Here is a 24,467-nt window from a genome sequence, read left to right as displayed (position 1 = left end):
GATCTTTGCAGACCAGTATGCTTCTTTTTCTTTTCTATTCAAATAAATACCTCCCAAAATATGTTCTATGGGAGGAGTATCTCACGAATTATCTTCTATTAGAATGTGTTCACTATTTGACGCTTACTTTTTCACAAATCAACAATCCTAACCCCGTTCCATCCACTTTTGATGACATAAATGGATCACCTATTTTATTAATGATTTCATCGGGGATACCTGGACCGTTATCAGAAACATCAATCGTCACGTGATCAAGATCATCCTTCACGTGAACCGTGATAATTCCAGTTTCCAGAGCCTCAATCGCATTTTTGATTAAATTAATAAATACTTGTCTTACTTTTAATTCATCACCAAAAATAGTCATCTTGGTATTATCTGATTTTACATGTATATCGATCGTTTCCAAATCCAGATCCGATCTCATCTGCATCTTAACCACTTCGATTAACTCCGAAATATTGATCACCTTTTTATTGACTATATGTGTTTCAGCTAAGCATAAAAATTTAGAGGCAATTTGTTCTATTTCTCTTAATCCATTTTTGATCGCATCAAATTGTGCTTGACTCGCTTCACTACGATCATTAGCCATGAGGTCTAACAATTGTAAACGTCCTTGAACAACAGTAAGAGAGGTGCGAAGTTCGTGGGCAATGATGGAAGCTAACTTTCCCGTTATATCTAACTTTTCTCTGCGCGTATCATGGTTTCGTAATTCATTCTCAAACTGCAGTTGTTTTGATATTCCTGTAAAACGAGCAGACTCTTTTTTATATAAATGGGAAGGTAAGAAATTCGTATCCGTCATATGGTATTCATGGGTTTGCAAAAGTTCAATTAAAAGCGAACCAGATAAAGATACACTATCATACGCACATATATTAATGTAATTACCGGTGATATTCGCTACTCTTGAGAAAAAGTCGTCAAAATTTTGTTCGTGTAATGCTATAGAAGGAACAATCGTTTTTTTACTTTGAGGACGCCACGTCACCAACCCCCACCCGCGAAGCATGTTACCTTCTTTCACATGGGGATCAAAGAAGTCATGTAAATCCTTTAAAATGGCTTCAGGGTTAAAACTCTCGTGCGTTTTATAGGCTATGTCGGTATCAACAAAATAGATGTTATCCATTTGCTCTTCCGTGTAACCGATATTTTTGAGGTTTTCTATAACAGAAGCATAACTGGTTGGTCGATCCACATACAGAATGATGTGGTTTTTATCCAGCCCTTCCGCAACATAGGAAGTAGCACGTTCTAAATACTTGTTACGATCTGTATACGTATACACCACATGACCTACTTGTAAGGGATTTACGCCTTTATTTAGTTCTATTTCCCTGTTTTTACCGCTTGTTTTTATCATTTTAACAACCCTCCTAAATAAAATGAATAGTGTGTACTATTATAACATTATATTTACTAAAAGTGATATTAAATTTATAGTTCTTTAGTACAAATAATGCATCGCCTCTAGAAAACATGGACCTGCATTTCAGCCACCCATGTTCCATTGGACGATGGTGAACAATATCTCAACTGCAATAAACCTATACAACTAATTCATTAAATGGTTTACATATTGTACATAAGGGGTATCATAAGCAAACAAAGTTGAAACTACGAAGAAAGTAGGTGCCCCTTATGCTAAATTTATCAAACGCTGCATTACTCGAAGCCTATGAGCGAACAGAGAAAATACGTGTAGAGCCAGCATTTATTGAACTACTAAAAGAAGAAATCAAACGCCGTGGTATATAGATGCCGTGGCGTTTTTTTATTTATGAATAGGTCGAGTGTGTTGAATGAGGCAAGGCGCGTTGTTTTAAGAATAGGCCACTCATTACTTTCATTACATAATAAGAAAAGCTACGATACATAGAGGACTAATGTAGAAAAGAATAGAGGGAGTATCATACGAAATCGTCAATTTGAAATATTGCTGTATTTATTGAAAGTGAAAAAAGTAACCCATAAAGAATTGTCCGAGATGTTTGAAGTGAGTGTCAAAACAATTCAGCGAGATGTGGATAAATTATCTATGATGGGCGTTCCCGTAACTTGTAAACAAGGAAATCAAGGTGGGATCTATATAGAAGAGAGCTACAAATTAACCGAAAGCTTCTTCACGAATGAAGACTTGCAAACGATCACCATTGCATTGTCGATGTACGATAGCATCTCTTCAAACCAAAATAAAGATCAGGTCATGAAAAAACTGGCTCTTATTTCACCGGAGTTGATTGATTTATTGGAGACGGATGCCAATGATTATTTCGTTGTAGATTTTACAGGAGAAAAAATAGATATGAGCGAAAGCGTATATAAGAAAATCAATCATTGCTTGGATGAAGAAGTATTACTGGCCATCACACGCGGTGACGAGCAGATTCTAGTCGCGCCCATTAGTTATGTATTACGGCCGGAAGGGTTATACCTATACGCTTACGACGAGGACTATCTATTGATTGAAATCTCTACAATTAAAAAAGCACAGTGTACGGAAATAGAATTCGAAAGAATATTTATTCCTTACAAAGAAAATACACATATCATGTTCAAATAAGACATTAGGTGTCCTATTGCGGTTGGTATAGTTAATTTCGGAGGGATATCCAATGAAAAATAACTTATATGAAAGCCAATCCATTAATAGACTCATCATGACGTTCTCCATTCCAGCAATCTTTTCTTTACTCATAGAAACGATGACTGCGGTCGTGGACACTTCCTTTGCGGGACACTTAGGTAGCCAAAGCGAAAGCGCATTGACTGCAATGGGGTTATTATCCCCACTGATGGCGGTATTTGTTGCACTTCAAACACTGTTTGCAATTTCCACAGCTATCATGATTTCTACATACTTAGGTCGAAATGACAAAATAAAACTGAATAATTATTTCAAGAGTGGCTTCATCATGACAATCGTCGTCAGCGCCAGTACGTCATTCCTCGTCTACTTATTCATGCACTCTATATTGTCGATGCTTGGTGCCGAGGCGGAAGTATACAAACTGGCGCAAGATTATTTACGTATTATCCTAATCAGTAATATATTCAGTGCGGTCGGGTATACGCTAACAAGTGTCATACGCGCATTCGGAAATCCAAAAGCGGAAGCCATCATCATCGTTTTGTCTGTCGTCATCAACGTCATAAGTAACGCCATCCTGACATTCGGTTTAGAGCTCGGAATGGTCGGGATCGCACTCGGTACACTCATCAGTGAAGTAGTGTGCGCACTGCTGGCTGTCATGTATCTCGTGAAAAACCACAACTGGTTTACATCCAACCCGATTTCGCCAAAAGCATTTATCACCATGTCGTATAACATGTTCAAAATCGGATTTGCCCAAACGACGATTCAACTATTGGCAGGCGTAACAGCATTCATCGTCAATTATCAATTGCTGACAGTAGGCGGCAATGCACATATTGCGATGTGGAATATTGCCAATAAAATGTACACGCTATTGTTGATGCCAATCATTGGTATCACACAAGCCGTTCAAACGATTATTGCGTACTTCAACGGAAAAGGCGATGAAGATAAAAAGCTATTAGTCGTAAAGAAAACCGTACAGTATTGTTTCTTCTACGGAATCGGAATCACAGCGATCGTATTCTTAGTAGGAAAGTATATTCTCGTGCTATTCACAGGGGATCAAGCAATCATCGACTCGGTCATGTCGATCATCCAAGTGATCTTCATCACGTTTCCGATTCTCGGCGTGACGTATACAATCATGACATTGCTTCAAGTGACAGGTAGCGAAATGAAAGCAGTCATGATCGGAGTAACGAGACAAGTCGTTTCTGTCATACCACTCGTCATTATCTTGCCGTACATCTTCGAGAAATATGATATTTTCACAATCAGTCCATCATTCTCAATCTTTTTTGCGATTCCGCTTGCGGATATACTGACTCTTGGGATGGCTTTGTTCTTCTTTAAAAAGGCAAAAAGTGTCTCTAGTGAAGATCACTGATGTTTTCTTCGGAAAGAGAAATTTGCCGTTATTTAATAAAAACCCAACTTTTATAGTGAGGATTTAACATGATGCGGTGAAGTGGAGTGCTTGGAATTAGCACTCAAATGTTTAATTTGTTTCTCAACAAGGAAAATTAGAGAAAAAGGGGGAGAGTCCGATGATGGAACCTGTACTTGCGTATAACAATTGGACATGGGTCCGCATTGACGCAGCCACTCAACAGGAGATTGACGCGTCCCTGGATATCCCACTTGCTAGCAAGCGCTGGGCCATGTCGTTGGACAAACGTCAAAACAGTAATCTAGAAATGGACGGAACTGAAGAGGGAAAGGAATCGATGTGGGGCTCCGTTGTCTATTCCCAGAACGTTGAAATTCGCAGCGAAAAGACCATCCTTCATTATTACCTTACAAAAGATACCCTTCTAACGTCCGGAATCGATACAGCGTTCTTTACAGGTGCTGCCCAACAGCAAGTACTGAAATACATGGACAAAGCAGAGGATGCCATCGAAGGATTCATGGTGCTCATTGGAGAAATTGCGAACGTATTCCTACAAGAAATCGATAGCTTTGAAGACCGGATGCATGATTTACTGTGGAGTGTCAAAGCGAAGAATGATGAGCCAGTCTTTGAACAGATTATGGACAATCAGTTCGAAATTCTAGTTTGGAAAAACCTTATCATTCCGTTCATGGAAATTCAAGAAGCAACAGTGGAAGCATTCGGGGACAACATCATGGAAGGGGATTTCTACAAACGAACGTGTCGGCGTATCCGACGATGCCGCCAGACAATCCGAGAATACAACGAAGAAATAGGCCAACTGGTCGATCTTGAATCGATTATCTCCTCCTATCGAGGCAATGAAATCGTCAAAACATTAACCGTCATCACGATGCTCTTCACACCAGTAGCGGCTTGGGGTGCCTTATGGGGAATGAACTTCAGATTCATGCCGGAACTCGATTGGAAATATGGCTATTTGGGCGCGATTCTCGTCATTGTTCTATCTACGTGGGGGTTATATTACTACTTGCGTAAGAAACATTGGATCGGTAGCGTATTGAACAGCTCGAAGGGGAAGAACTTTTAGTGTGATAGGCAACAAGCTAGTAGGTACCGATCCAAAAGAAAAAAGTGCTATCCTAAAACGGAATAGCACTTTTAATCAGTTAATATTCAAGTATTTATATTTTACGTTATACATACTTCGATTCAATTAATGCCACAATCGCATCGCCCACTTCAATAGTCGAAGCACTACCACCTAAATCCTGTGTCAATGCAGACTTCGTTACCAACAATTCTTCAATCGAATCCAACAACAACTTACCCAAATCTTCAAATCCAAAGAAATCGAACATTTGACTAGCTGACCAAATAGTCGCTAATGGATTCGCAATATGCTGACCTGCAATATCCGGAGCCGATCCATGAATCGGTTCAAACATAGAAGGGTACGTCTTTTCAGGATTAATATTCGCCCCTGCAGCCAGTCCCATTCCTCCAGCTAGTGCAGCGCCTAAATCCGTCAAAATATCCCCGAATAGATTCGACGTAACGACCACTTCAAATCGTGCCGGATCTTTAATCATCAACATCGCAGCCGCATCAACCAGGTAGCTCGCCGTCTCCACATGCGGATACTCTTGACTCACTTCTTCAAATACTTGATCCCAGAAAACCATTGAATAGTTCAATGCATTCGCTTTACTAATACTCGTCAACGTCTTCCCAAGATCTGAAGCTGTCTCAAATGCATACCGAATGATCCGCTCCGTTCCTTTACGAGAGAACACACCCGTCTGCAATACTACTTCCTCCGGCTTACCCTTAAACAGCCAATCACCAGCTCCAGCGTATTCACCTTCACTGTTTTCTCGGATGAACAACATATCAATCGATTCCTTCGTTCCGTTTTCAATAGGACAAGGCGCACCGTTCAACAACTGGATGGGTCGGATATTGACATATTGATCGAACTGTTTGCGAATGATCAATAGTAAATCCCATAACGATATATGGTCAGGCACTCCAGGGAATCCAACCGCGCCTAAATAGATCGCGTCAAATTTCTCGAGTTGCTCCATCCCGTCACTTGCCATCATTTGTCCATGTTCTAAGTAATACTCGCACCCCCATGGGAAGTGGGTGAATTCGAATGAAAGGCGTCCGTCTAGTTCGGCTATGCGTTTCATTACTTTGATACCTTCGTCAATTACTTCTGGGCCGATTCCGTCACCGGAGATTACGGCTATTTTAAAAATTTTCATTTCCTCACTCGTTTCTTTGTATGAATAAATTCTGTTATTAGCGTATCATTTTGAGAGAGGGAAATGAAGGTTAGCGATAACATTAGCGCTGAAGGAGCTAAGCATCTGTATGAAGAATACAAAAAAGTACTGAGTTTCAAATAACAAGTCCTAACTTGCTAGCCGACAGAATTGCGCCATCTAAATGGACGTATTGGAGAGTGTATTAATATGAGTATAGTAGTTATGTTAAAAATAATTACATTATAGTTAATAATTTTCATTTAGAGGTTATAAATTGTACAATTAGCTATATAAGTATATAGAAAGTAGGAATGACATATGGAAGAAGTAATGAAAATTCTAGTTGTTGATGATGAAGATCGTATTCGTCGTCTTCTGAATATGTATTTATCTCGTGAAGGATTCGAAATTGAAGAGGCTAGTAATGGTGAGGAAGGCCTTAAAAAAGCAATAAACGGTCAATTTGATTGCGTACTTCTAGATGTTATGATGCCCGAAAAAGATGGATTAGAAGTCTTAAAGGAACTTCGCGATAAAGAATTTGAAACTCCAATAATAATGTTGACGGCTAAAGGTGAAGAAACAGATCGGTTAAGTGGGTTTGAAATAGGTGCCGATGATTATATTGTTAAACCATTTAGCGTGAGAGAAGTTGTATTAAGGGTAAAGGCTTTACTAAGAAGATCTGATTCGCAAAGTAAGTCAGATGTAAATGCTACAAATAAAAATATCGTAGTATTAACAGATTTAATAATAGATCATGACGCACACCGTGTGACAGCTGAAGGAAGAGATGTTAAATTGACTCCCAAAGAGTATGAATTGCTTTATTTTCTAGCAAAATCACCAGACAAAGTATACGAACGAGAACAGCTATTAAAGGAAGTGTGGCATTACGAGTTCTTTGGTGATTTACGAACAGTAGATACACACGTTAAGCGACTACGTGAAAAGCTAGGAAGTGTTTCAGAGAACGCAGCAAAAATGATTGTAACTGTTTGGGGTGTTGGATATAAACTAAAGGTTTCAAATGACTGAATATATGATCATATATATTAAATTTATTATGGGTAATAAAAATCTAAAATTGTTTTTATATACATGTAGCCAGTAATTTCAATGAAAAATAATACTTATAAAATATAAAATCTACCAGCTTATCCTAATATCACCGGGATAGGTTTTTTGTTTTAGAGAATAATCAAGAATATCAAATTAAAGAAATACTGAAGTTTTCTGTATTTTGCATAAATATAGAAATATAGAAGTTGTAACTAAAAAAATAAACTTTCAGATATGATGTTATCTAGTGAGGGAGGAAGATAAAAGTTGAATTTAGGAATAGTGTTTAAAAAAGCTAGGGCAAATAAAACACAGATAGTTGTAGCGAAAGAACTTAATATAACAGTTGGTGTACTGAGTCATTACGAAAACAATAGATCGATTCCGTCTCTAGAAACTTTTAAGGGGATTTGTAAATACTACGGACTTTCAGCAGATATTCTATTAAATATAAAAGATATTTCTCAAACACCAGATCCGAGAGGTGAGTTACTCGAACATAAGCTAGCGAATATACGGGATCGAATGAAAAAAACACAAAAAGAGATGGCTAGCTTAATCAAAGTCAAAACTAGTATGTGGTCAGAATATGAGAATGGAAAACGTAGCCCTACCATAAAAAAAATTCAAATAATATGTGAAAAGTGTAAAGTGTCTGCTGATTATCTAATAGGAATAAATGTATAGAAGGGAAGTGCTATCATGCATAAGTATGATAGAAATAAGATAGAAAATTATAAAAATATGTTAAAGAGTACAGGTTCATTATCAAGGCTATTCTCAGAAAGTGACATTCCATACTTAGTATCTAGAAGTGTAGAAAATATATATTGTTTAGCCTTTTCAGCAGAAAATTTAGGTCGGTCTGATTGCTCAGCGGATGCAAAGTATGAAGATATAGGTATTGGTTTGAAGACTTTTTTACATGGTAATGGTCGAACGTTACAGAAAATTGCAGAATTCAATAGGAACTCTCATTTGTATCGTGATAAAACGACAAAAGAATTAGTTACTACAATAAGTGAAATGAGAAATGAAAGAATAGCCTTTACTAAAAGAGCACATAATGTTTCCACTATGATTTATCATTGTGTTACAAGGCAACCTGGCAAAGTTAGTATTTATGAAGAGCCTATGGATATGATAGATATCAATAATATAAATGCAATTAAAAAAAACAACAATACGATCACTTTTAATGATCGTAAAAATGAATATAGCTTTAACATAACTAAAAGTACTCTTTATAAACGCTTTATTACACAAAATGCACTTATAGAAGTTAACGTACCTATAATTGAAAATCCCTATCTTGCTTTAGAAAATTTACTACCATCAAGGCATAGTGATACATTAGTTAAAGAATCTAACCCTTTACAACTTGAAGCAGACCATAAATTAGAAGTGCCTAGCGTTATTCTACCATTATTCTCAGACAGGGGGACTAAGCGAAATGTTCCTGAAAGAAGTGGCCTTAATCAATGGAATGCTAAAGGCAGACCCAGAGATCCAAATGAGATCTATATCCCAATACCTAAGTGGATTCACGATGAATTCGAAGACTTTTTCCCGGATCGCGATTCACCATTCCATCTTTGTGTGCCGTCTGGAAAAGTTCTTGATGCGAAAGTGTGCCAGGATGGAAGTAAAGCACTTATGACCAATCCCAATAAAGATTTAGGTAAATGGCTATTAAGAGAAGTTTTGAATCTTCCAGAGAAAAAATTAGTTGATTTCGATATGTTAGAACGGTTAAATATAGATTCAGTTAAAATTGAGAAAAATAGTGATAGTAATTTCTCAATTGATTTTTGTGAAATAGGAACATATGATACATTTAAAATGAAGAATAATTCATTATAAAAACGCCATCCAATTTAAAATGGATGGCGAAGTCTAAATAAGAATGTATTAATAGTCGATTATTTATACGCTCATTTCAACTTTGTCAGTTACTAAATCTACTGTTTTGTATTCAAAAGCATCTAGAGCAAACTTTATATTTTTCGCAATACGATAAACTACTGGTACTACTACAGAATTACCAGCCTGCTTGTACAAATGGGATATAGCTAAGTCTTCTGGAACTTTAAAGTTATTTGGAAACCCTTGAATGTTTAAACATTCTTTAGGAGTCAGTTTTCTGATACCGTGATCCGTGAAAATAAGAGGCACATTATGTCCGCCTGTCCCCATATTTGCAGTAAGTGTAGGACATACACCTGATTTGTTTTCACGTACGTACTTTCTTCTCCATTGATATATTGTTTCTTTACTTACGATATCTTTTTCTAGCTGATCATAGAAAATGCACTTTTCTGGTTTGTAGTAAAAGCGATCATCTACTTTATTTTCGAAATCAATTACATCTGTTAATTTTTTCGTTAAAGGTATTGGGCTAGGGAATTCGAATTTTTCGTAATGTTTTTTTTCGAGAAAAGCTACAATATAAATACGTTCTCTGTTTTGAGGAACATTACCATACTCAGAGCCGTTAAGAATTTTATCTTTTACATGGTAACCATTTGACTCTAAAGCTTCTATTATTACTCGATAAGTATTACCTTTCTCATGACTTACTAAGTTTTTAACGTTTTCTAAGAAAACTACTTTTGGTTTTTTTTCTTGAATTATACGCAACATCTCAAAAAAAAGATTACCTCTATCATCTTCAAACCCTTTTCTGTAGCCGGCTATACTAAAAGCCTGACAAGGAAAGCCTCCTGCAATGACGTCCGTGTCTGGCATGTCAGCAGGTTCTACGTTATGAATATCATCAACATGCAAGTAATGATTATGGTTTAAATTATAAGTAATAGATGCTTTTTCATCAAATTCATTTGCCCATACGATATCAAATCCAGCTTGTTCAAATCCTAATTCAATACCACCAATACCACCAAAGAAACCAGCTAATTTAAACATTATTTCATCCTCCTTTTTAAATAGCGGCGTGCTGCTTTTATTATATAACATAACTATATTAAAAGCGAACATACGCTTCATTATAGTCAGATAATTTGGCGTTTAATAAATAGTTAGATTAAGGTATAGTTAATATTAGTTAATTTGAAGGAGTGGGAGTATTGTTAACAATAAAACAACAAGGTAATCGAACTATCTATACTATTAATAATGCAACGAGATATAATGCTATAGAATCTCTTCCTGACGAAGTAATTAATGAATGCAAAAAATTTGCATTCGACATGTCTTTTGGTAAAGAGGGTGAACATAGGGCTACTAGATCTGGTGGAAAAAACTCCAGAAAGAACGGTGAAATATTTTGTGATGCTTTTAATGGAAAGCTTGGGGAATTCGCTTTTTGGAGATATAGTAGAAAAAGAAACTTAGAACTACCTAGACCTGATTTAGACACTTTTAAATTAGGTAAATGGGATGAAAGTGATTTCGTAAGTGGTAAGTATAATTTAGCAGTTAAAACAACAAAAAGTATTGGTAATCTGTTATTACTTGAAGAAAAAGATTGGGATGAAAAGGGCACATATATTCCAAATAAAAATAAGCCAGGTGCCGGTATTTATCATGCTATTGTATTAGTGAGGTTAGATTCAGATATAACGGCTAGATTCAGATCAGCAAAAAAGTATTTCAATAAAAATGTATCATGGGATGAATTAGAAGAGATATTTGAAGGTTTTTCTTCCGACTATGATATTCCAGGCTATGTAAACCTTAGGAACTTACGTAGAGTTATTCAGCAAGAACACGTAATAAAGCAAGGTGGATATCTAGGAACTAGTAAAACTAAAATGGATGCAACTAATTACTATATTCAAACAGGCAACCTAATGCCTATAGATAATTTGCTACATGCTTTAGTCAACGATAATTAAAAAAATAGGAAAAGCAGCTGCTCTAAGGAGTAAGGCTGCTTTTTAGTATTTAAAAATATCCTGGTCTAAAGCCAAGTGACTTGAACATAAACTCAAGCGCATTCATATTAGATAAATTCTCGACAAACGCTCTAGCGTCTCCTGGACTGTAGAAGGCTAAAGAATCTAGACCGTGTTCTACTTCTCCGCCTCTCGACAAGCATAGATGGAGAAAAGTTAAACCTTCTTTTTTACCATCTACGTTATCTCCTAAGATTAAAATCATACCAGCATCCCCTGTAGGATCAAATATCGTTGCTACGAATTCTTTTTCATCTAGTTTAAATTTCTCTTCATAACCTTCCATAAAATTTAAATACTCACTGATTTCAATGAAGGAAATTGTTTTAATCCATTTATAAATTGTTACTTCAGATTCACCATACTTGCTACTGAAATCCCTCACAGATGTGCCAGATCTGTAAAGTTCGACTATTGTTTGTTTAAATTCCTGGTTATAACGTTTTTTTATTCCGGATACAACCTCTCTATTTATAGGATAGAGAGGTTGTGTCCATACATCTATACTACCACCAGGGTTTAGTGCAATATCTATATATGTATTGTTTAAAGGTTGTAACTTTATTGTGATTTTACTAGTCAGAGAAGCATGTATGATCATATGTAAACATGCTACAATAATTTACATATAGCGATATAATTATAGTGAATATTAGGTTAACTATGTTAATTCGGCAAAATAATTTAATTGATATATTCTAAGTGTTTCACATTAAATTACCAATATTACTTATTGAGTCATAAATGAAGATAGAAGGTGGAAATTAATTGATAATCGATAATATGAAATACTCACAGCTGAAACAGTACATAGAAAATCAATACAATAATCATGGAAGTTGGGAAGTTGTTAGGGATTTTTCGTTTTTATCAGGTGTGTCGGAAGAATTGATTTTCCAAATGATATATTCATCATGCAATTTGAAAAGAGAAGATTTGAATATACAAATATGGAATCAAATAATTGATGAAATGGAGAAAAGGGAAGAAAAGCATAAAGTGCACAAGTTAGGAGTACAAACTTTAAACGACGCTAAAATCCCTGTAGATAAATATTCAGCCTGGCAATTATACAAATCTAGCCTAAATAATAAAGGATTTTCAGACGACTCTATAAAGAGTATTGAGAGTTCCTCTTTTGAAATTTTAAGAAGTCTTACTATGGATTCTAATGAAACAGGTGCTGTTAAAGGTCTAGTTATAGGTAATGTTCAGTCTGGTAAAACAGCGAATATGGCAGCTTTAATGTCTATGGCAGCTGATAACGGGTTTAATTATTTCATAATTTTTTCAGGTGTTATCGAAAACCTGCGCCAACAGACAGCTAACCGTTTATACAGCGATATGAATACAGGTAGTAATAGTAATTTACACTGGCACCAAGTAGATAATCCTTCCTTACGTTCTAAAGCTCCGGAACATAATATAACTAATTTTAATTTGAGTGAAAATGGTAGAGATAGATATTTTACGGTGTGTCTGAAGAATAGCACAAGGCTGAACTCGTTAATAAAGTGGTTGTATGAAGATAAAAATAAAGCTCAGCAATTAAAAATACTCATCATAGATGACGAGGCAGACCAAGCGAGTATTAATACTAGAAAAATTGAAGAAGAAGATCAAACTGTTATTAACAGATTAATCCTTGAACTTGTTAACACGGATCTGGTAAAAGGTATGAATTATATTGCATATACTGCCACACCATATGCCAATATACTGAATGATACAGGCGTTGATACACTATACCCTAAAGACTTTATAACACTTTTGGAACCTTCGGAAGACTATATAGGTCCACAACAGATATTTGGAACAGAAGAGCCGGAAATGAGTCCGCGTATAGATATAATAAGAGACATATCGGATGAAGATGCCGAAATTATACATGAAGCACAAAAGGAAAAACAGGATATACCAGTCACAGATAGCCTTAAGGATGCGATACACTGGTTTATCCTGTCTGTCGCGGCCATGAGAGCAATTGACTATCAAAAGCCAATAACTATGCTAGTTCACACTAGTTTCAGGATTAATGATCACACAAGTATTGCGAGAAATATAGAGGTTTACTTAAGAAGCTTTAAAGGAAATTACAATTTCATACTTCCTCAATTAAAAATAATGTATGAAAATGAAACCTTGGACTTCAAGCGGTCGCATTTTCTTGAAGGGATGAGCGGTTACTCATCTAAAGACGAAGTTCCAGACTATCCGGCATGGGAGGAAGTCGAGCGTCATATCGAAAGAATCTTGCGTCTTGATATAGATGAATTCATCAGTCATATCCCCATAGGTGAGGAAGGGCAACCTAAATATCATAAAGGTTTTCACTTAGTTATCGACAATAGTAGAGCCCAGGCTGATAATCAGATCGTCAGACTAGTCTACCCTAAGAGCAAGACAGCTACAGCCCCTGCATTTATTGTAGTAGGTGGAAACACACTTTCTAGGGGATTGACCTTAGAAGGACTGACTACTACTTACTTTTTACGTACCACAAATCAGGCAGACACATTAATGCAAATGGGTCGTTGGTTCGGATATAGAAAAGGATACGAACTGTTTCCAAGAGTGTGGCTTGATAACAATGCTCTGACAAGGTATGAATTCTTATCACAGATGAATGAAGAACTACGTGATGAAATTATAGGCTTTTCTCGAAGGGGACAAACGCCTTCAGATTATGCTCCTAGGGTGAAAAACTCTGTTGACCATAAATTGATTAGGATAACATCCAGCAACAAAATGCAGTCTGCTGAACCGAGGGAATATGACTTTGCAGGATTTAATTCTCAAACCATTTACTTTGAGAATGATGAAGGCATTTTGAAACATAACTTAGAAAGTACAAAAGAGTTTTTGAACAATCTCCCTGAGCCCGAAGTGAAAAGAAGTAGCATGATTTGGAGAGATATATCTCTGGAAAATGTACAATCTTTTTTGGAAGACTATAAAGTCTGTGAAAATGATATTAAAATGTCAAATCTACCCGCGCTCATTGAGTGGGTTGGGAAAAACTCAAATAAATTAGGTGGTTGGAGTGTTGTTCTATCTGGTTTAGGAGATATTTCAGAAACCAAAAATGATTCGGGCGAATGGAATATCCAGGGATATAATCCTAAGGCAGTCACACGTACAAGGCTAAAAATGAGAAGTAATAAGAAGATTACCAACATAGGGGCTTTAAGAGTTCCTTCTGATTTACTGGTGGACATTGAAGATACATTGACAGCCGAAGAAAAACAGACTTCGAAGATATTAGATGTTCGCTCAATACGAGAAAAGTATGGTTACGGTAATGTGCCTCAACTTGTAATTTATAGAATTGATAAAGGAACTGCAAGGGATCTAATTGTTGATGAAGATGCCAAAAGGGAGCCTCTAAATCTTCCGACTGATGTAATAGGGATTAATGTAATGATCCCTGGACTTTCGAAAGGTGGACAACTTGCTACCTATATATCCGCTAAGATAAATATACCGGAACATGAAGAAGATCATGTAGAGGAGTCCGATGAAAATGCAGATTAAACATGCAATAAATGATGTTCAAAGTATGTCACATGACGGTGGAAAGATATTGCAATCATTGCAAAATAACTATTTACCCTTGATTGATATAGTAGTGAGGGAATCGATTCAGAACAGTCTAGATGCATCAATCAAAGGAGCACACAGTGCAATTGTGGACTTTAAAATTGATAAGTTCAATTCAGAAAAATTAGCGCCTGTATTCCAAGAAATTGATCAGAAACTGGTTGAAATGTATCCGGGTTATCAAGACTTTCTTGCGATTAGTGATAGAAACACATATGGACTGACAGGAAATTATACTTCTGAAGATATGAAAGTTCTAGACAACAGTAACTTCCATAAACTGGTTTTCGGAATTGGGAAAAACCAAAGTCAGGAAGGTGCTGGGGGAAGTTGGGGATATGGAAAAACTAGTTACTTCCGATTGGGAGTTGGAGTTGTAATCTATTATACCCGAATAGAAGAAGAGGGTCAGTATGCAGAAAGATTAATAGCTTCTATAATTGAAGACCCAGCAAAAGGGGAAAGGCTTCTTGAAAATAATGAGCGCGGTATCGCTTGGTGGGGTGAACTTTCAACTGAAAGCGACCGTATTTATCCAATTACAGATCCTGAGAAGATAAAAGAAATACTTCAAATATTTGGCTTGGAGAATTATAAAAAAACGGAGACAGGCACAACAATTATTATTCCATATTTAAATAAGGACGAAAAGGAAGAAGTCGATCAGGACGCCTTGAAGTCCCCGTGGGAAGATAGATATGAGGATGCCATTGCAATGGCAGTACAGAGATGGTATTTTCCGCGTATATGGAACGAACAGTACAGAGAAGTATTCGACAGTACATTTTTGGAATGTAAAGTTAACAATACTGTAATTCATCAAGCTCTTGAGTTCGAGCCAGTCTTTAAGATATACCAGGAATTGTATACATCAGCTTTATTAGGTAAGGCAACAGGGACAAACATAAATATTCAACCTATCAATTTGGGCCGCAATGCATTAAAAAACAGTAAGGAAGAAGTTGGGTTTCTTGCTTTTCGTGAAGTGAGCTATGAGGAAATGGATATGATGCCGCCTAACAACAAACGTTCAGGACTAGAATACTTAGGCGTGAAAGACAAAAATATAATTGAAAGTAGCATGCCAAAAGTAATGGCATATTGCCGGAAGCCAGGTATGGTAATTGAATACAATATCAACGGTACATGGGCTAATGGCAATCTAGCGTTAAAAGAAAACCATATTCTACTAGCCTTTTTTGTACCTAATTCAAATGCCTTGCTAACAGACAACTTTCAAAAAGCTGGTTATAAAAATCTTGAATCCTATTTACGTTCTATTGAAACATCTGACCATGCTAATTGGGAGGATGACGTAAATATAACGATTGTCAAACGGATCAAAGAACGGACTAATCAGGCAATTACCAATGCTTATCAAGATGACAAAGATGCTGAGTATACGTCTGCAACTTCTGGTCTTTCCCGTAAATTCGGTGCAATGTTGCTTCCGCCAAAAAACTTTGGAAAAACATCTACCCGCAAAAAAGACGAAGGTCAAACATCGAATAATTCTGGTATGAGTAAAACAAGAGGTGCTGACATTTCAGTAATACGTTCTAACCCGAAAGATGAAGAAACAGTTGAAGTGGAATTTAAAGCATTTATTAAGAGTAACTCTGTAAACTACGTTTTCCTGCAAGTTTTGACACAGGAACAGAGAATGGATGCAAATGCCTGGTTAAAGGCAATCGGGAGTTCTGTTAACTTTCCATTCTATATCTCAGATCTTCAAGTAAATCAGATAGATGAAGAGATGTTTGGTTTAAAGTACAGTGACATGCCAAGTGAAGGGATTATCTTTAAGCTTAGCAATGACGGTTCAGGTACACTTGAAATAACATCAGAACTGCAGACGGATAGTATTATTGAAGGAATGCTCGTATTAAAAATTTATTCAAATCGTTATATACCAAACGTAGCGATTCGTTCTTTGTAGAAAAGGGGTAAAATTGATGATTCAATCTACCAATCAAATACTCTTATACCGGAAGATTGATTCTGCGATGTCAGAACGGGCAGGTATTGAAGTAGGAGAGCCACACTTTTATTACGAGAGTGCTGGGGGGTTAAAAGAAATAGAACTGGGTCCTGATTTTAATGATGTTTTAACAATCAACGAATTTGATCAAGAATGGACCCCAGTTGAGAATAACTTACTCATAAAGCAGAAATATATATTTAATGATCCTACTGTTTTGTTCGGAGAAGATGGAGTCACAGTGGAAGAGAACCGTATAGGTCTTGCTGTCCATATATACTCTAAAACTTCCAGTATTCAAAAAACAGTAAGCTTCGCCAGTTTCTCTGATAGTCAGAATAGAATTGAATTTCTTTTTGAACATTCTTTTCCTGCTGCCAGTTTGCGGGGGAGTGTTGAGATGGATTTTTTCTTATTTCTAAAAGACAATTTTGAGTGTAAACCTTATCAAGCTGACCAGGTCGGGATGATATTAAGCGAAGGTAACCTATATAGTTTAACAATTGTAGTGGATGGAGAGGGCTCTGCTTTCCCAATAACCGAGTTTAATCAAAAAGACGGCCCATTGTGGCTTCTGGATAAGAATTGGGCAGATGCAACAGAGGATAGTTTTGATAATTCAAATATTAATCTGAAGCTCAATGTAGCACACCCACTTTTTGAACAAATTAAGAGTGGAAAAACCAGAGCAAGCAGATCCTTAATGGGCGATATAATGGTACAAGCCATGTCGATGATCATTCAACAAGTGGTTATTATTGAAGGTAACTCTTTAGACGCTGCAGATGATGCAGTATCTAACAGTATCCTTTCAGTAGTGAACTACTGGGTCATTACATTTGAAGTGGATATATCTACATTATTTACTATCCCAAACTCATTAAGAAGCAGATTTGATTCAGAAATGATGGGAGGCGGTAAACATGATCAAATGGGATAACTTGCAGTATGATGTTAATAAAGCAAACAGAGATTTTGAAAAGCTCACTGTTAAAAGTACATCGGTGGAGCCGGTAGACCTTCCTCCTGAATATCATGAGCTTCGTAGAAAATTAATTCAAGCAAGAGATGAATTATTTGTGGAATACGGCTTCGATAATGCAAACAAACTTGATTACAATTTCGATTTAACATTTGGACTCGAATTATATAATATCCTAGCTGAGGAAGAAAATTTTACAAATAGGGCAGCTACTAATGATGATTTGTGGCGGTATCTATCTATCCGTGTGATACCCGACATAGTACATTCCCGTTGGGGAATGAACGAAGACCATTTTTATAAGATGTCGCGTAGAATCTGGTTGAAAACTATTTGGTGGTATGTCAATCTATCATGGAGAGGGGATACCGAAGAGACATATGAAGTTTTGAAAAACAACTCTACCGACACAATTTTACAGTTAGTAGAACGACCAGGTATTGGATATTATACAGAAATGTACAGAGAATTGCTGCTACAGTATTCTTGGTATGAAGATAAATCAAGAGAAATGTTTCGCCAAGTGCTAAAGTTAAATACTGCCCAACTACTGACTACTTCGCCTGAATTGGTGAAAGGTGGCATAAAAGGCTATGTTTCTACACTTTTTGAAACAGTCAACAAGTAAAGGATGGAATAAAAATGGAGATTTACTATGAAAATTTATATGAGAATATATTTAGTGAGAAAACTAGGGGCTACACACGCTTACGCGTTGTTAGCGGTTATGCTTCTTCTGATTATTTATCTCGCATAATAAGTGAATTTCCTAATTTAGAAATTGAGCTGTATATCGGTATGACATTTCAAGGAGTCTCAAATTCTGATCATTCGGGGTTTAAATCCGTAATGCAGAAGAATGATAATGTAAAGGTCTATTACCAGGTACTAGGGATACCGAATCATATGAAAGTTTATGAATTCAGTAGTGTCACTGAAAAAAAAGTATTTATAGGATCCGCAAATTTCTCGGAGAACGGCTTTTTTAAACATAAAGAAATATTAGCCGAAGTTCTATACTTGCCTGAAATATTATTTGTAGAGCAACAAAGAAACTCTTTATTATGTACAGATCCTAAGATTGATCGTTACATAGATTTTTATGAGAATGAATATAAAGAGTTCGGGGACATGGAAGAAGAAAAACACATCAAATCAGATGCAACAAGAATTGAAAATAAGCATTCGGCAACAAAGAAACGAGAAAGAGCAAGGCATAAATGGGAATTGCTGAGACAGAATATAGACCCCCAATATCACCGTTCTTTTAATATAACTGTCATGTTACCTCCTGAAAATAATCCGCGGTGGGATGATCGAGGAATTAATTCGTGGGTGAACAATAAAACTCCAGTAATAGAACAAACACCTCGTCTATCTTTTTCATTAGTATTCCCACGGGAAGAATTTATTATTTATACAGACGACAATCAAGTTTTGAATGCGAGACTAACAGGAAGATTCAATGGTAACTTGGATATTCTTAATATGAATCTGTATGATTATATAAGGCGTCGTATTGGTTTGTTGGAAAAGAGACCGATCAGTTATCAAGATCTTATGTTATCCGGATACACTACACTTTATTTAACTAGGGTAAATAATAACGAATATATTATGAGCTTTAACAAACAAGACAAATTATTTTAAGAGCGGAGGAATTCAATGTTAAGAATTATAGAGACATTCAGTGGCATTGGAAGTCAAGTACAAGCTCTTAAGAATAGTAACTTGGAACATGAAGTAGTGGCAATAGTTGAATGGGAAATCGGAGCTATGTATGCTTATGACATTATGCATAACGGGTCCCAAAACCTTAAAGATTACAGACATCATACTAAAGAGTCCTTGCTCGATATTCTAAGCAAGTTTGCATTATCTAGCGATGGCAAAGTCGCAATGAGCAACAGAGCACTGAACGCAACACCGACTATACAGCTGAAAGGCATTTTATCTGCTATTGAAAGAAATAACAATTTTGTGGATATTACTAACGTGCATGCTTCAGACCTTCCTGAAGCTGATGTGTTAACATATTCATTTCCGTGTCAGGATTTATCGGTCAGCGGACATTGGCATAATAACACGTCAGGTATTGATCGAGATGCAAATAACAGGTCAACATTGCTTTGGGAGATAGAGAGAATACTCAAAGAGTATACTGAAACAGAAAAAGAATTGCCAAACTTTTTGTTGATGGAGAACGTAAGTAATATTCTTTCCAATAAACACATAGGTAATTTTAATGAGTGGCAAAGTTATTTGGAAAGCTTGGGTTATGTAAACAAGATATATACTTTAAACGCAAGGAACTTTGGTGTACCTCAATCACGAAACCGTACATATTTGGTCAGTGTTCTAGCGAAAAATGTCGAACAAATGGATGAGATAAATGAATATTTCATGGTGAATGACTTAGAGCGAATACCTCTAATCGAAGAACGCATTGCTCCAATAGGGGAGTTTTTGAGGCTTGACTATTCGATTGACAAGTATAAGCAAGAAGCAATTGAAAGTACGCCTGTCTTTACACAATCACGCAAAAAAATATATGAAAATAACATCATCTTAGCAACTGATGACTTATCTAACAACAAACAATTTGCCAGAACAATTACAACTAAACAGGATCGTCATCCAAACTCGGGAATAATAGAATATAAAAATATAGTACTAACAGATATCAATAAGAAATATAGGAATCTGACACCTCGCGAATGCTTTTTATTAATGGGATTCAAAGAAAGTCAGTTTGACTTATTAATAGAGAACAATGCAGACATGGGATTTAACAGAAAAGTGCTATCGCAGTCTAAGTTAATACAATTAGCAGGCAACAGTATTGTAGTTCAAGTTTTAGAGAAAATATTTCTGCAGATAAATGAAATTAATGACAACATATTATCTGTAAGCGGTAAGAGTTGCAATAAAAAAGAGCTAATAGAAACGGCTATTTAATAGTGTGGGATTTTGTGAAAATTTAGTTCAATAATTATAATCTGAAAAAGCAGCCATTCTTAAAGTTAGGCTGCTTTTTGATTTTCAAAAATACCCTGGTCTAATACCGATTGACTTAAACATAAACTCGAGTGCAGACATTTCAGCTATACTATCAATAAAATCCAGGGCTTCTTCTGAAGTGTTAAACGCTAAAGTTTCAAGACCATGTTCCACCTCGCCATCTCTAAATAAGTATAGATGAAGAAAAGTAAGACCCTCATTCTTACCATCTATATTATCTCCTAAAATTAATATCATCTCATTATTACCTGAGGGATGAAATATTGTTGTTACAAATTCTTTTCCATCTAATTTGAGCTTATCTTCATTCCAATTCTCCAAGTGAACTTCTCCTTTTTAAATATAATTCGACAATTAGTAATGCATTCTCTTCATTTATTTAGCTTATTACTGTTAGTTATTTCATAGAAACTCTAAGTAATTTAATCAATCGCTTTATAGAATTATCTATATCGAAAAGATTCACAAAGAAAGTATATACTGTTACTGAATCTTTACCCGAATACCTAATAAGTTCAGGTTTTTCATTAAAGCTATTATTCCACGGATAAATAGTGATCACGCATTCAGCATTATATTTGTAGTGGTAAGCGAACATTTGGTACATATCAGCTTGAGAAATCCCATAATTGGTCGTCGGATCGTTATTAAGTATCTTCCACTTTGTATCGAGTACTACATTTTTATTTTCTTTTTGAATTACTAAATCGGGTCGTAGTGAAAAACGTTTTGGATCATCGAATAAATAGTGAGTTCTATCTTGTGTACGTAAAAAATATTCGTTGTTTGGTAAATTTCTTTTCAATAGAATTGCAATATATGCTTCATATACTATTTCCATTGGAAATAGTAAAGCATACGCAACCGATAATCCTGAAAATGTAGTAAAGCTTTTATTTTGCAAGAAAATCTTACACCACTTTAATATTTGACTATATTCTTTCATATTCCGATCATTTGATATTGTTGAAAAAGCATAGTTTACGTTAGATATGATATCAACGTCATCAAATATATCTAATAACGTTGAAATATCTTTCTTACTTCTTAAATTTTTAGTTTTAGACTTGATATTCAGTAGTGTTGTTTTTAGTAAACGATTTTCTATACGATTTAGATCTAACTTATCGTAAGTAATATAAAATCTTTCACGGTGTACTAAGTTATGTCGAATATGCTGTGGAAAGTCTAAACGTCCTTTGTAGAAGAGTTCATTTCCTTCAAATTTTTCGTAATCCAACTTCAATCCTTTTTTCACTAATGATTGAACTTCATTAATAAACATCTTAATGAATATTTCTAGTAGATTATTTTTAGCTAAATCAAGATTAGTTATATTAAATTTCTTGTAAGGTATATCTGGAAGATATTTTAACATCTCAAGCAATACCCGTTTTGTTTCTTGTTCGGATTGATTTTGTTTATAGGAATAGATTTTGGGTAGTATTTCTATTTCTGTCCCGTTCTTCATTACAAGTAACCCTACATAGTTTTTAAGACGTATTACTTTACCTATCCCTCGTATATTAGAGATAGACATAAAGTGAGCCAACGCTTCTGTATCGTCTATAATGGAAGAACTATCTAGTACAAATTGTTCCAGTAAGTCAAATGTCAGTTCATCTAACTCATGGTACTTATCATTATCTATTTTTTTGTGTCGGGTCAGAATATCAAATTCTTTTACTGTAAAACGTTTTGCAACTTTACTCATATATCTTTTTATAAGCAGCAGGGGTTATAAATGCAGCTTCATTAATTTGATAGATTGTTTTTTCTTCCAAGTCAATTGGAAGTGTAGCACCGAATAACTCAATTTTACTAATTGGCTTTTCCTTAATAAATTGAATATCTGATGTCTTGCCATAGTCTCCTAAAATTAGTTGAATCATTTGGTAGTCCTCATAAAAATATTCTTGCAGCAAAGGAATTATTGAGTTTTTGAAAATGGTTGATAGTTTTTCCATTGTCGGTTCAGACTTTAAGGGCATAAAATAGGCATGACCAATTGTGTGCTCTCGATCATATACAGCTTCAATCCGCAAGTTTATTTTCATTAGCATAGATTTAATATTAATTTCTTCTACGATAATAGAATCTAATAAGTCGGGTGAGGGAAGTAGCTCAATAAAACGGAACCTTCTTCTTAAAGCCGTATCTAGTCGTGCAATTGAACGGTCAGCCGTGTTCATTGTGGCTAAAATAGTTACATTGCTAGGAACACCAAATTCATTTTTAGAATAGGGGAGTTGTAACGTAATTGCTTCAGTTTGACCTATTCTTTTGGATGTTTCAATCAGTGTTATTAGTTCGCCAAAGATCTTGGAAATATTACCTCGATTAATTTCATCAATAATAAATACGTAATTTTTCTTGTTAGGTTGTATTACATCAACAGAACTATTTTTGTGTTTTTCTATTATATGTAATACATCTTCTAGTTTTATTCTATGCAGTTTGTATACTGACATTTGTGTTAATACAGTGTTCTCATTAATTTCATAAATATCTTCTTGAATGTTCTTAAGTAGCCACTTCACATTACGGCTTCTTTTATACTCAGACTTATTTTCAAGCCAACGGTATTCACTTTTTATAACCCCTATAGCATCTATTGTGCGTTCATCTTGAAGTACAAGAACTAAATCACCGATCTTCATTTCATTGATAAATTGGGCGATAACTTTTTTTCCGCCATATTCACTGTAGTTAGTATTATCATCAGGGAGTTCTCCATATCCATCCCAACCAATTCTGATTTGATTTTCTGTAAAACAGTCACTTTTTAAATTCTTATATTTCGAGCCATTTAGAGAAACCTTCCAGATGGAGGGGGACTTTCGAATACCGAGTTTATTATGTTCTTGTATTATTGGGGCAGACGCACGATTACAGAAGTCTTGAAATACACCAGTTTTAATCTCATATGAGATTGATTCACTGTTTCCGATCGTAGCATCCTCTTGCATGACGGGTTTTATTCCTTCGATAAACTCTTCGTAACCATAAGACTGATGGAATGTAATAAAGTCGATTTGTCCATTGTCGCGATAGTTTTCAAAGCGAGCGCGTACTTCCATATAGCTTTTTATTTCAATTTCATTCAATATATCTTCATATGTTTTACCTTCAACTATTGCAACGGCGTAGGCAGTTGTACTATATGTTTTCCCTGTACCAGGTGGTCCGTACAAGATGATATTTTCACCAACAGAATTGAAGGGGGAATTAGGTTTTTGGTTGTAATTGGGAATGTCGTTTTCTTTCATAGTGGTTGTGGTATTTGAAACAGGAGATTTGTAATATCCGGTTTCTTGTTCTTTTAAGAACTCAGAGTACTTTTCCATACCATGATGGAATGATTGATTTCCTGCTGCTATATTTACTTCTTTATAATTAGCTGCAGATTTAATTATTTCTTTTGTCTCTTCAAATAAAATAGAATCTGTAATTTCATATATATTAGGTAAATCTACTTCTAAACCTGTTAATTTGTTTGGTGCTTGTGCTATTGCTGATGTGTATGCTGAAACAGTTGCTTTTTTGTAAGGTGTATTGTTATTACTTATCTGTTTTTCCATCCAACTTTTAAATTTCTCTCTTTGTGTTGTTTGATTCAAGATA

20 protein-coding genes and 1 pseudogene are annotated in these 24,467 nt (G+C 35.5%); 14 read left to right on the top strand and 7 right to left on the bottom strand.

What is annotated here, in order from left to right:
* Positions 1–112: 112 nt before the first annotated feature.
* Positions 113–1,375 carry an MEDS domain-containing protein gene (locus Q7P97_RS01725; RefSeq protein WP_303965640.1) on the bottom strand — a complete coding sequence of 421 codons (1,263 nt, stop codon included), beginning with the start codon at positions 1,373–1,375 and terminating at the stop codon, positions 113–115.
* A gap of 278 nt (positions 1,376–1,653) precedes the next feature.
* Here Q7P97_RS01725 and sda point away from each other — a divergent pair, with 278 nt between their 5' ends.
* The 4 genes from sda (at position 1,654) to Q7P97_RS01705 (ending at position 5,097) form a co-directional block, all read left to right on the top strand.
* Positions 1,654–1,770, top strand: coding sequence for a sporulation histidine kinase inhibitor Sda (gene sda, locus Q7P97_RS01720; RefSeq protein WP_085427983.1), 117 nt, complete (start codon positions 1,654–1,656; stop codon positions 1,768–1,770).
* Between the two features lie 151 nt (positions 1,771–1,921).
* Positions 1,922–2,575, top strand: a complete 654-nt coding sequence (locus Q7P97_RS01715; protein ID WP_369684296.1) for a helix-turn-helix transcriptional regulator — start codon at positions 1,922–1,924, stop codon at positions 2,573–2,575.
* Positions 2,576–2,627: 52 nt separating this feature from the next.
* Positions 2,628–3,998, top strand: a complete 1,371-nt coding sequence (locus Q7P97_RS01710; protein ID WP_303965636.1) for an MATE family efflux transporter — start codon at positions 2,628–2,630, stop codon at positions 3,996–3,998.
* A gap of 160 nt (positions 3,999–4,158) precedes the next feature.
* Positions 4,159–5,097, top strand: coding sequence for a magnesium transporter CorA family protein (locus Q7P97_RS01705; protein WP_303965633.1), 939 nt, complete (start codon positions 4,159–4,161; stop codon positions 5,095–5,097).
* Positions 5,098–5,203: 106 nt separating this feature from the next.
* Here the strand turns inward: Q7P97_RS01705 and Q7P97_RS01700 are convergent, their stop codons facing one another.
* Positions 5,204–6,277 (bottom strand): tartrate dehydrogenase, encoded by a 1,074-nt coding sequence (locus Q7P97_RS01700; protein ID WP_303965630.1) that lies wholly within the window; start codon positions 6,275–6,277, stop codon positions 5,204–5,206.
* A 321-nt stretch (positions 6,278–6,598) separates the two neighbouring features.
* On the opposite strand from Q7P97_RS01700, the gene Q7P97_RS01695 reads away from it, so the two are divergent.
* The 3 genes from Q7P97_RS01695 (at position 6,599) to Q7P97_RS01685 (ending at position 9,205) form a co-directional block, all read left to right on the top strand.
* Positions 6,599–7,318, top strand: coding sequence for a response regulator transcription factor (locus Q7P97_RS01695; RefSeq protein ID WP_303965627.1), 720 nt, complete (start codon positions 6,599–6,601; stop codon positions 7,316–7,318).
* A 291-nt stretch (positions 7,319–7,609) separates the two neighbouring features.
* Positions 7,610–8,029 carry a helix-turn-helix transcriptional regulator gene (locus tag Q7P97_RS01690; protein ID WP_303965624.1) on the top strand — a complete coding sequence of 140 codons (420 nt, stop codon included), beginning with the start codon at positions 7,610–7,612 and terminating at the stop codon, positions 8,027–8,029.
* A 15-nt stretch (positions 8,030–8,044) separates the two neighbouring features.
* Positions 8,045–9,205 (top strand): phospholipase D-like domain-containing protein, encoded by a 1,161-nt coding sequence (locus Q7P97_RS01685; RefSeq protein ID WP_303965621.1) that lies wholly within the window; start codon positions 8,045–8,047, stop codon positions 9,203–9,205.
* A 63-nt stretch (positions 9,206–9,268) separates the two neighbouring features.
* Here Q7P97_RS01685 and Q7P97_RS01680 read toward each other — a convergent pair whose 3' ends face one another.
* On the bottom strand, positions 9,269–10,267 hold the full coding sequence (locus Q7P97_RS01680) for a DNA cytosine methyltransferase (protein ID WP_303965618.1): 999 nt from the start codon (positions 10,265–10,267) through the stop codon (positions 9,269–9,271).
* A 161-nt stretch (positions 10,268–10,428) separates the two neighbouring features.
* Here Q7P97_RS01680 and Q7P97_RS01675 point away from each other — a divergent pair, with 161 nt between their 5' ends.
* Positions 10,429–11,199: a hypothetical protein gene (locus Q7P97_RS01675; protein WP_303965615.1), complete on the top strand. Its 771-nt coding sequence runs from the start codon at positions 10,429–10,431 to the stop codon at positions 11,197–11,199.
* A gap of 376 nt (positions 11,200–11,575) precedes the next feature.
* On the opposite strand, the pseudogene Q7P97_RS01670 reads toward Q7P97_RS01675, so the two are convergent.
* A pseudogene (locus tag Q7P97_RS01670) lies at positions 11,576–11,710 on the bottom strand (transposase); the annotation flags it as partial.
* Between the two features lie 317 nt (positions 11,711–12,027).
* Between Q7P97_RS01670 and Q7P97_RS01665 the strand changes: the two are divergent.
* The 6 genes from Q7P97_RS01665 to dcm are packed head-to-tail and all read left to right on the top strand — an operon-like array spanning position 12,028 to position 20,780.
* Positions 12,028–14,793: a Z1 domain-containing protein gene (locus tag Q7P97_RS01665; protein ID WP_303965613.1), complete on the top strand. Its 2,766-nt coding sequence runs from the start codon at positions 12,028–12,030 to the stop codon at positions 14,791–14,793.
* On the top strand, positions 14,783–16,798 hold the full coding sequence (locus Q7P97_RS01660; RefSeq protein WP_303965612.1) for a hypothetical protein: 2,016 nt from the start codon (positions 14,783–14,785) through the stop codon (positions 16,796–16,798). Before Q7P97_RS01665 ends, Q7P97_RS01660 begins: the two co-directional genes overlap by 11 nt.
* A gap of 16 nt (positions 16,799–16,814) precedes the next feature.
* The gene (locus Q7P97_RS01655; RefSeq protein WP_303965610.1) at positions 16,815–17,780 is read left to right on the top strand and encodes a hypothetical protein; all 966 of its coding nucleotides are present in this window, start codon (positions 16,815–16,817) and stop codon (positions 17,778–17,780) included.
* Positions 17,764–18,450 (top strand): DUF6339 family protein, encoded by a 687-nt coding sequence (locus Q7P97_RS01650; RefSeq protein ID WP_303965608.1) that lies wholly within the window; start codon positions 17,764–17,766, stop codon positions 18,448–18,450. Before Q7P97_RS01655 ends, Q7P97_RS01650 begins: the two co-directional genes overlap by 17 nt.
* Before the next feature lie 14 nt (positions 18,451–18,464).
* A complete protein-coding gene (locus Q7P97_RS01645) occupies positions 18,465–19,472 on the top strand; it encodes a phospholipase D family protein (protein WP_303965605.1) in 1,008 nt (335 codons plus the stop codon).
* A 15-nt stretch (positions 19,473–19,487) separates the two neighbouring features.
* Positions 19,488–20,780, top strand: coding sequence for a DNA (cytosine-5-)-methyltransferase (dcm, locus tag Q7P97_RS01640; protein ID WP_303965603.1), 1,293 nt, complete (start codon positions 19,488–19,490; stop codon positions 20,778–20,780).
* Positions 20,781–20,864: 84 nt separating this feature from the next.
* Here dcm and Q7P97_RS01635 read toward each other — a convergent pair whose 3' ends face one another.
* The 3 genes from Q7P97_RS01635 to Q7P97_RS01625 form a co-directional block, all read right to left on the bottom strand.
* On the bottom strand, positions 20,865–21,164 hold the full coding sequence (locus Q7P97_RS01635; protein WP_303965601.1) for a hypothetical protein: 300 nt from the start codon (positions 21,162–21,164) through the stop codon (positions 20,865–20,867).
* Positions 21,165–21,240: 76 nt separating this feature from the next.
* A complete protein-coding gene (locus Q7P97_RS01630) occupies positions 21,241–22,557 on the bottom strand; it encodes an McrC family protein (protein WP_303965567.1) in 1,317 nt (438 codons plus the stop codon).
* Positions 22,550–24,463 (bottom strand): DUF8426 domain-containing protein, encoded by a 1,914-nt coding sequence (locus Q7P97_RS01625; RefSeq protein ID WP_303965564.1) that lies wholly within the window; start codon positions 24,461–24,463, stop codon positions 22,550–22,552. Before Q7P97_RS01625 ends, Q7P97_RS01630 begins: the two co-directional genes overlap by 8 nt.
* Between the last annotated feature and the right edge of the window lie 4 nt (positions 24,464–24,467).

The sequence above is a fragment of the Sporosarcina ureae genome (assembly GCF_029267015.1).
Taxonomy (GTDB): Bacteria; Bacillota; Bacilli; order Bacillales_A; family Planococcaceae; genus Sporosarcina; species Sporosarcina ureae_D.
The sequence above is the reverse complement of the archived record's forward strand: the minus strand, read 5'-3'. Positions and strand labels throughout refer to the sequence as shown.

Coding starts and splice junctions, on each gene's coding strand:
- Q7P97_RS01680 (WP_303965618.1), bottom strand. CDS start 10,267: ATGTTTAAATTAGCTGGTTTCTTTGGTGGTATTGGTGGTATTGAATTA.
- Q7P97_RS01685 (WP_303965621.1), top strand. CDS start 8,045: ATGCATAAGTATGATAGAAATAAGATAGAAAATTATAAAAATATGTTA.
- Q7P97_RS01660 (WP_303965612.1), top strand. CDS start 14,783: ATGCAGATTAAACATGCAATAAATGATGTTCAAAGTATGTCACATGAC.
- Q7P97_RS01630 (WP_303965567.1), bottom strand. CDS start 22,557: ATGAGTAAAGTTGCAAAACGTTTTACAGTAAAAGAATTTGATATTCTG.
- Q7P97_RS01700 (WP_303965630.1), bottom strand. CDS start 6,277: ATGAAAATTTTTAAAATAGCCGTAATCTCCGGTGACGGAATCGGCCCA.
- Q7P97_RS01645 (WP_303965605.1), top strand. CDS start 18,465: ATGGAGATTTACTATGAAAATTTATATGAGAATATATTTAGTGAGAAA.
- Q7P97_RS01710 (WP_303965636.1), top strand. CDS start 2,628: ATGAAAAATAACTTATATGAAAGCCAATCCATTAATAGACTCATCATG.
- dcm (WP_303965603.1), top strand. CDS start 19,488: ATGTTAAGAATTATAGAGACATTCAGTGGCATTGGAAGTCAAGTACAA.
- Q7P97_RS01650 (WP_303965608.1), top strand. CDS start 17,764: ATGATCAAATGGGATAACTTGCAGTATGATGTTAATAAAGCAAACAGA.
- Q7P97_RS01655 (WP_303965610.1), top strand. CDS start 16,815: ATGATTCAATCTACCAATCAAATACTCTTATACCGGAAGATTGATTCT.
- Q7P97_RS01725 (WP_303965640.1), bottom strand. CDS start 1,375: ATGATAAAAACAAGCGGTAAAAACAGGGAAATAGAACTAAATAAAGGC.
- Q7P97_RS01705 (WP_303965633.1), top strand. CDS start 4,159: ATGATGGAACCTGTACTTGCGTATAACAATTGGACATGGGTCCGCATT.
- Q7P97_RS01695 (WP_303965627.1), top strand. CDS start 6,599: ATGGAAGAAGTAATGAAAATTCTAGTTGTTGATGATGAAGATCGTATT.
- sda (WP_085427983.1), top strand. CDS start 1,654: ATGCTAAATTTATCAAACGCTGCATTACTCGAAGCCTATGAGCGAACA.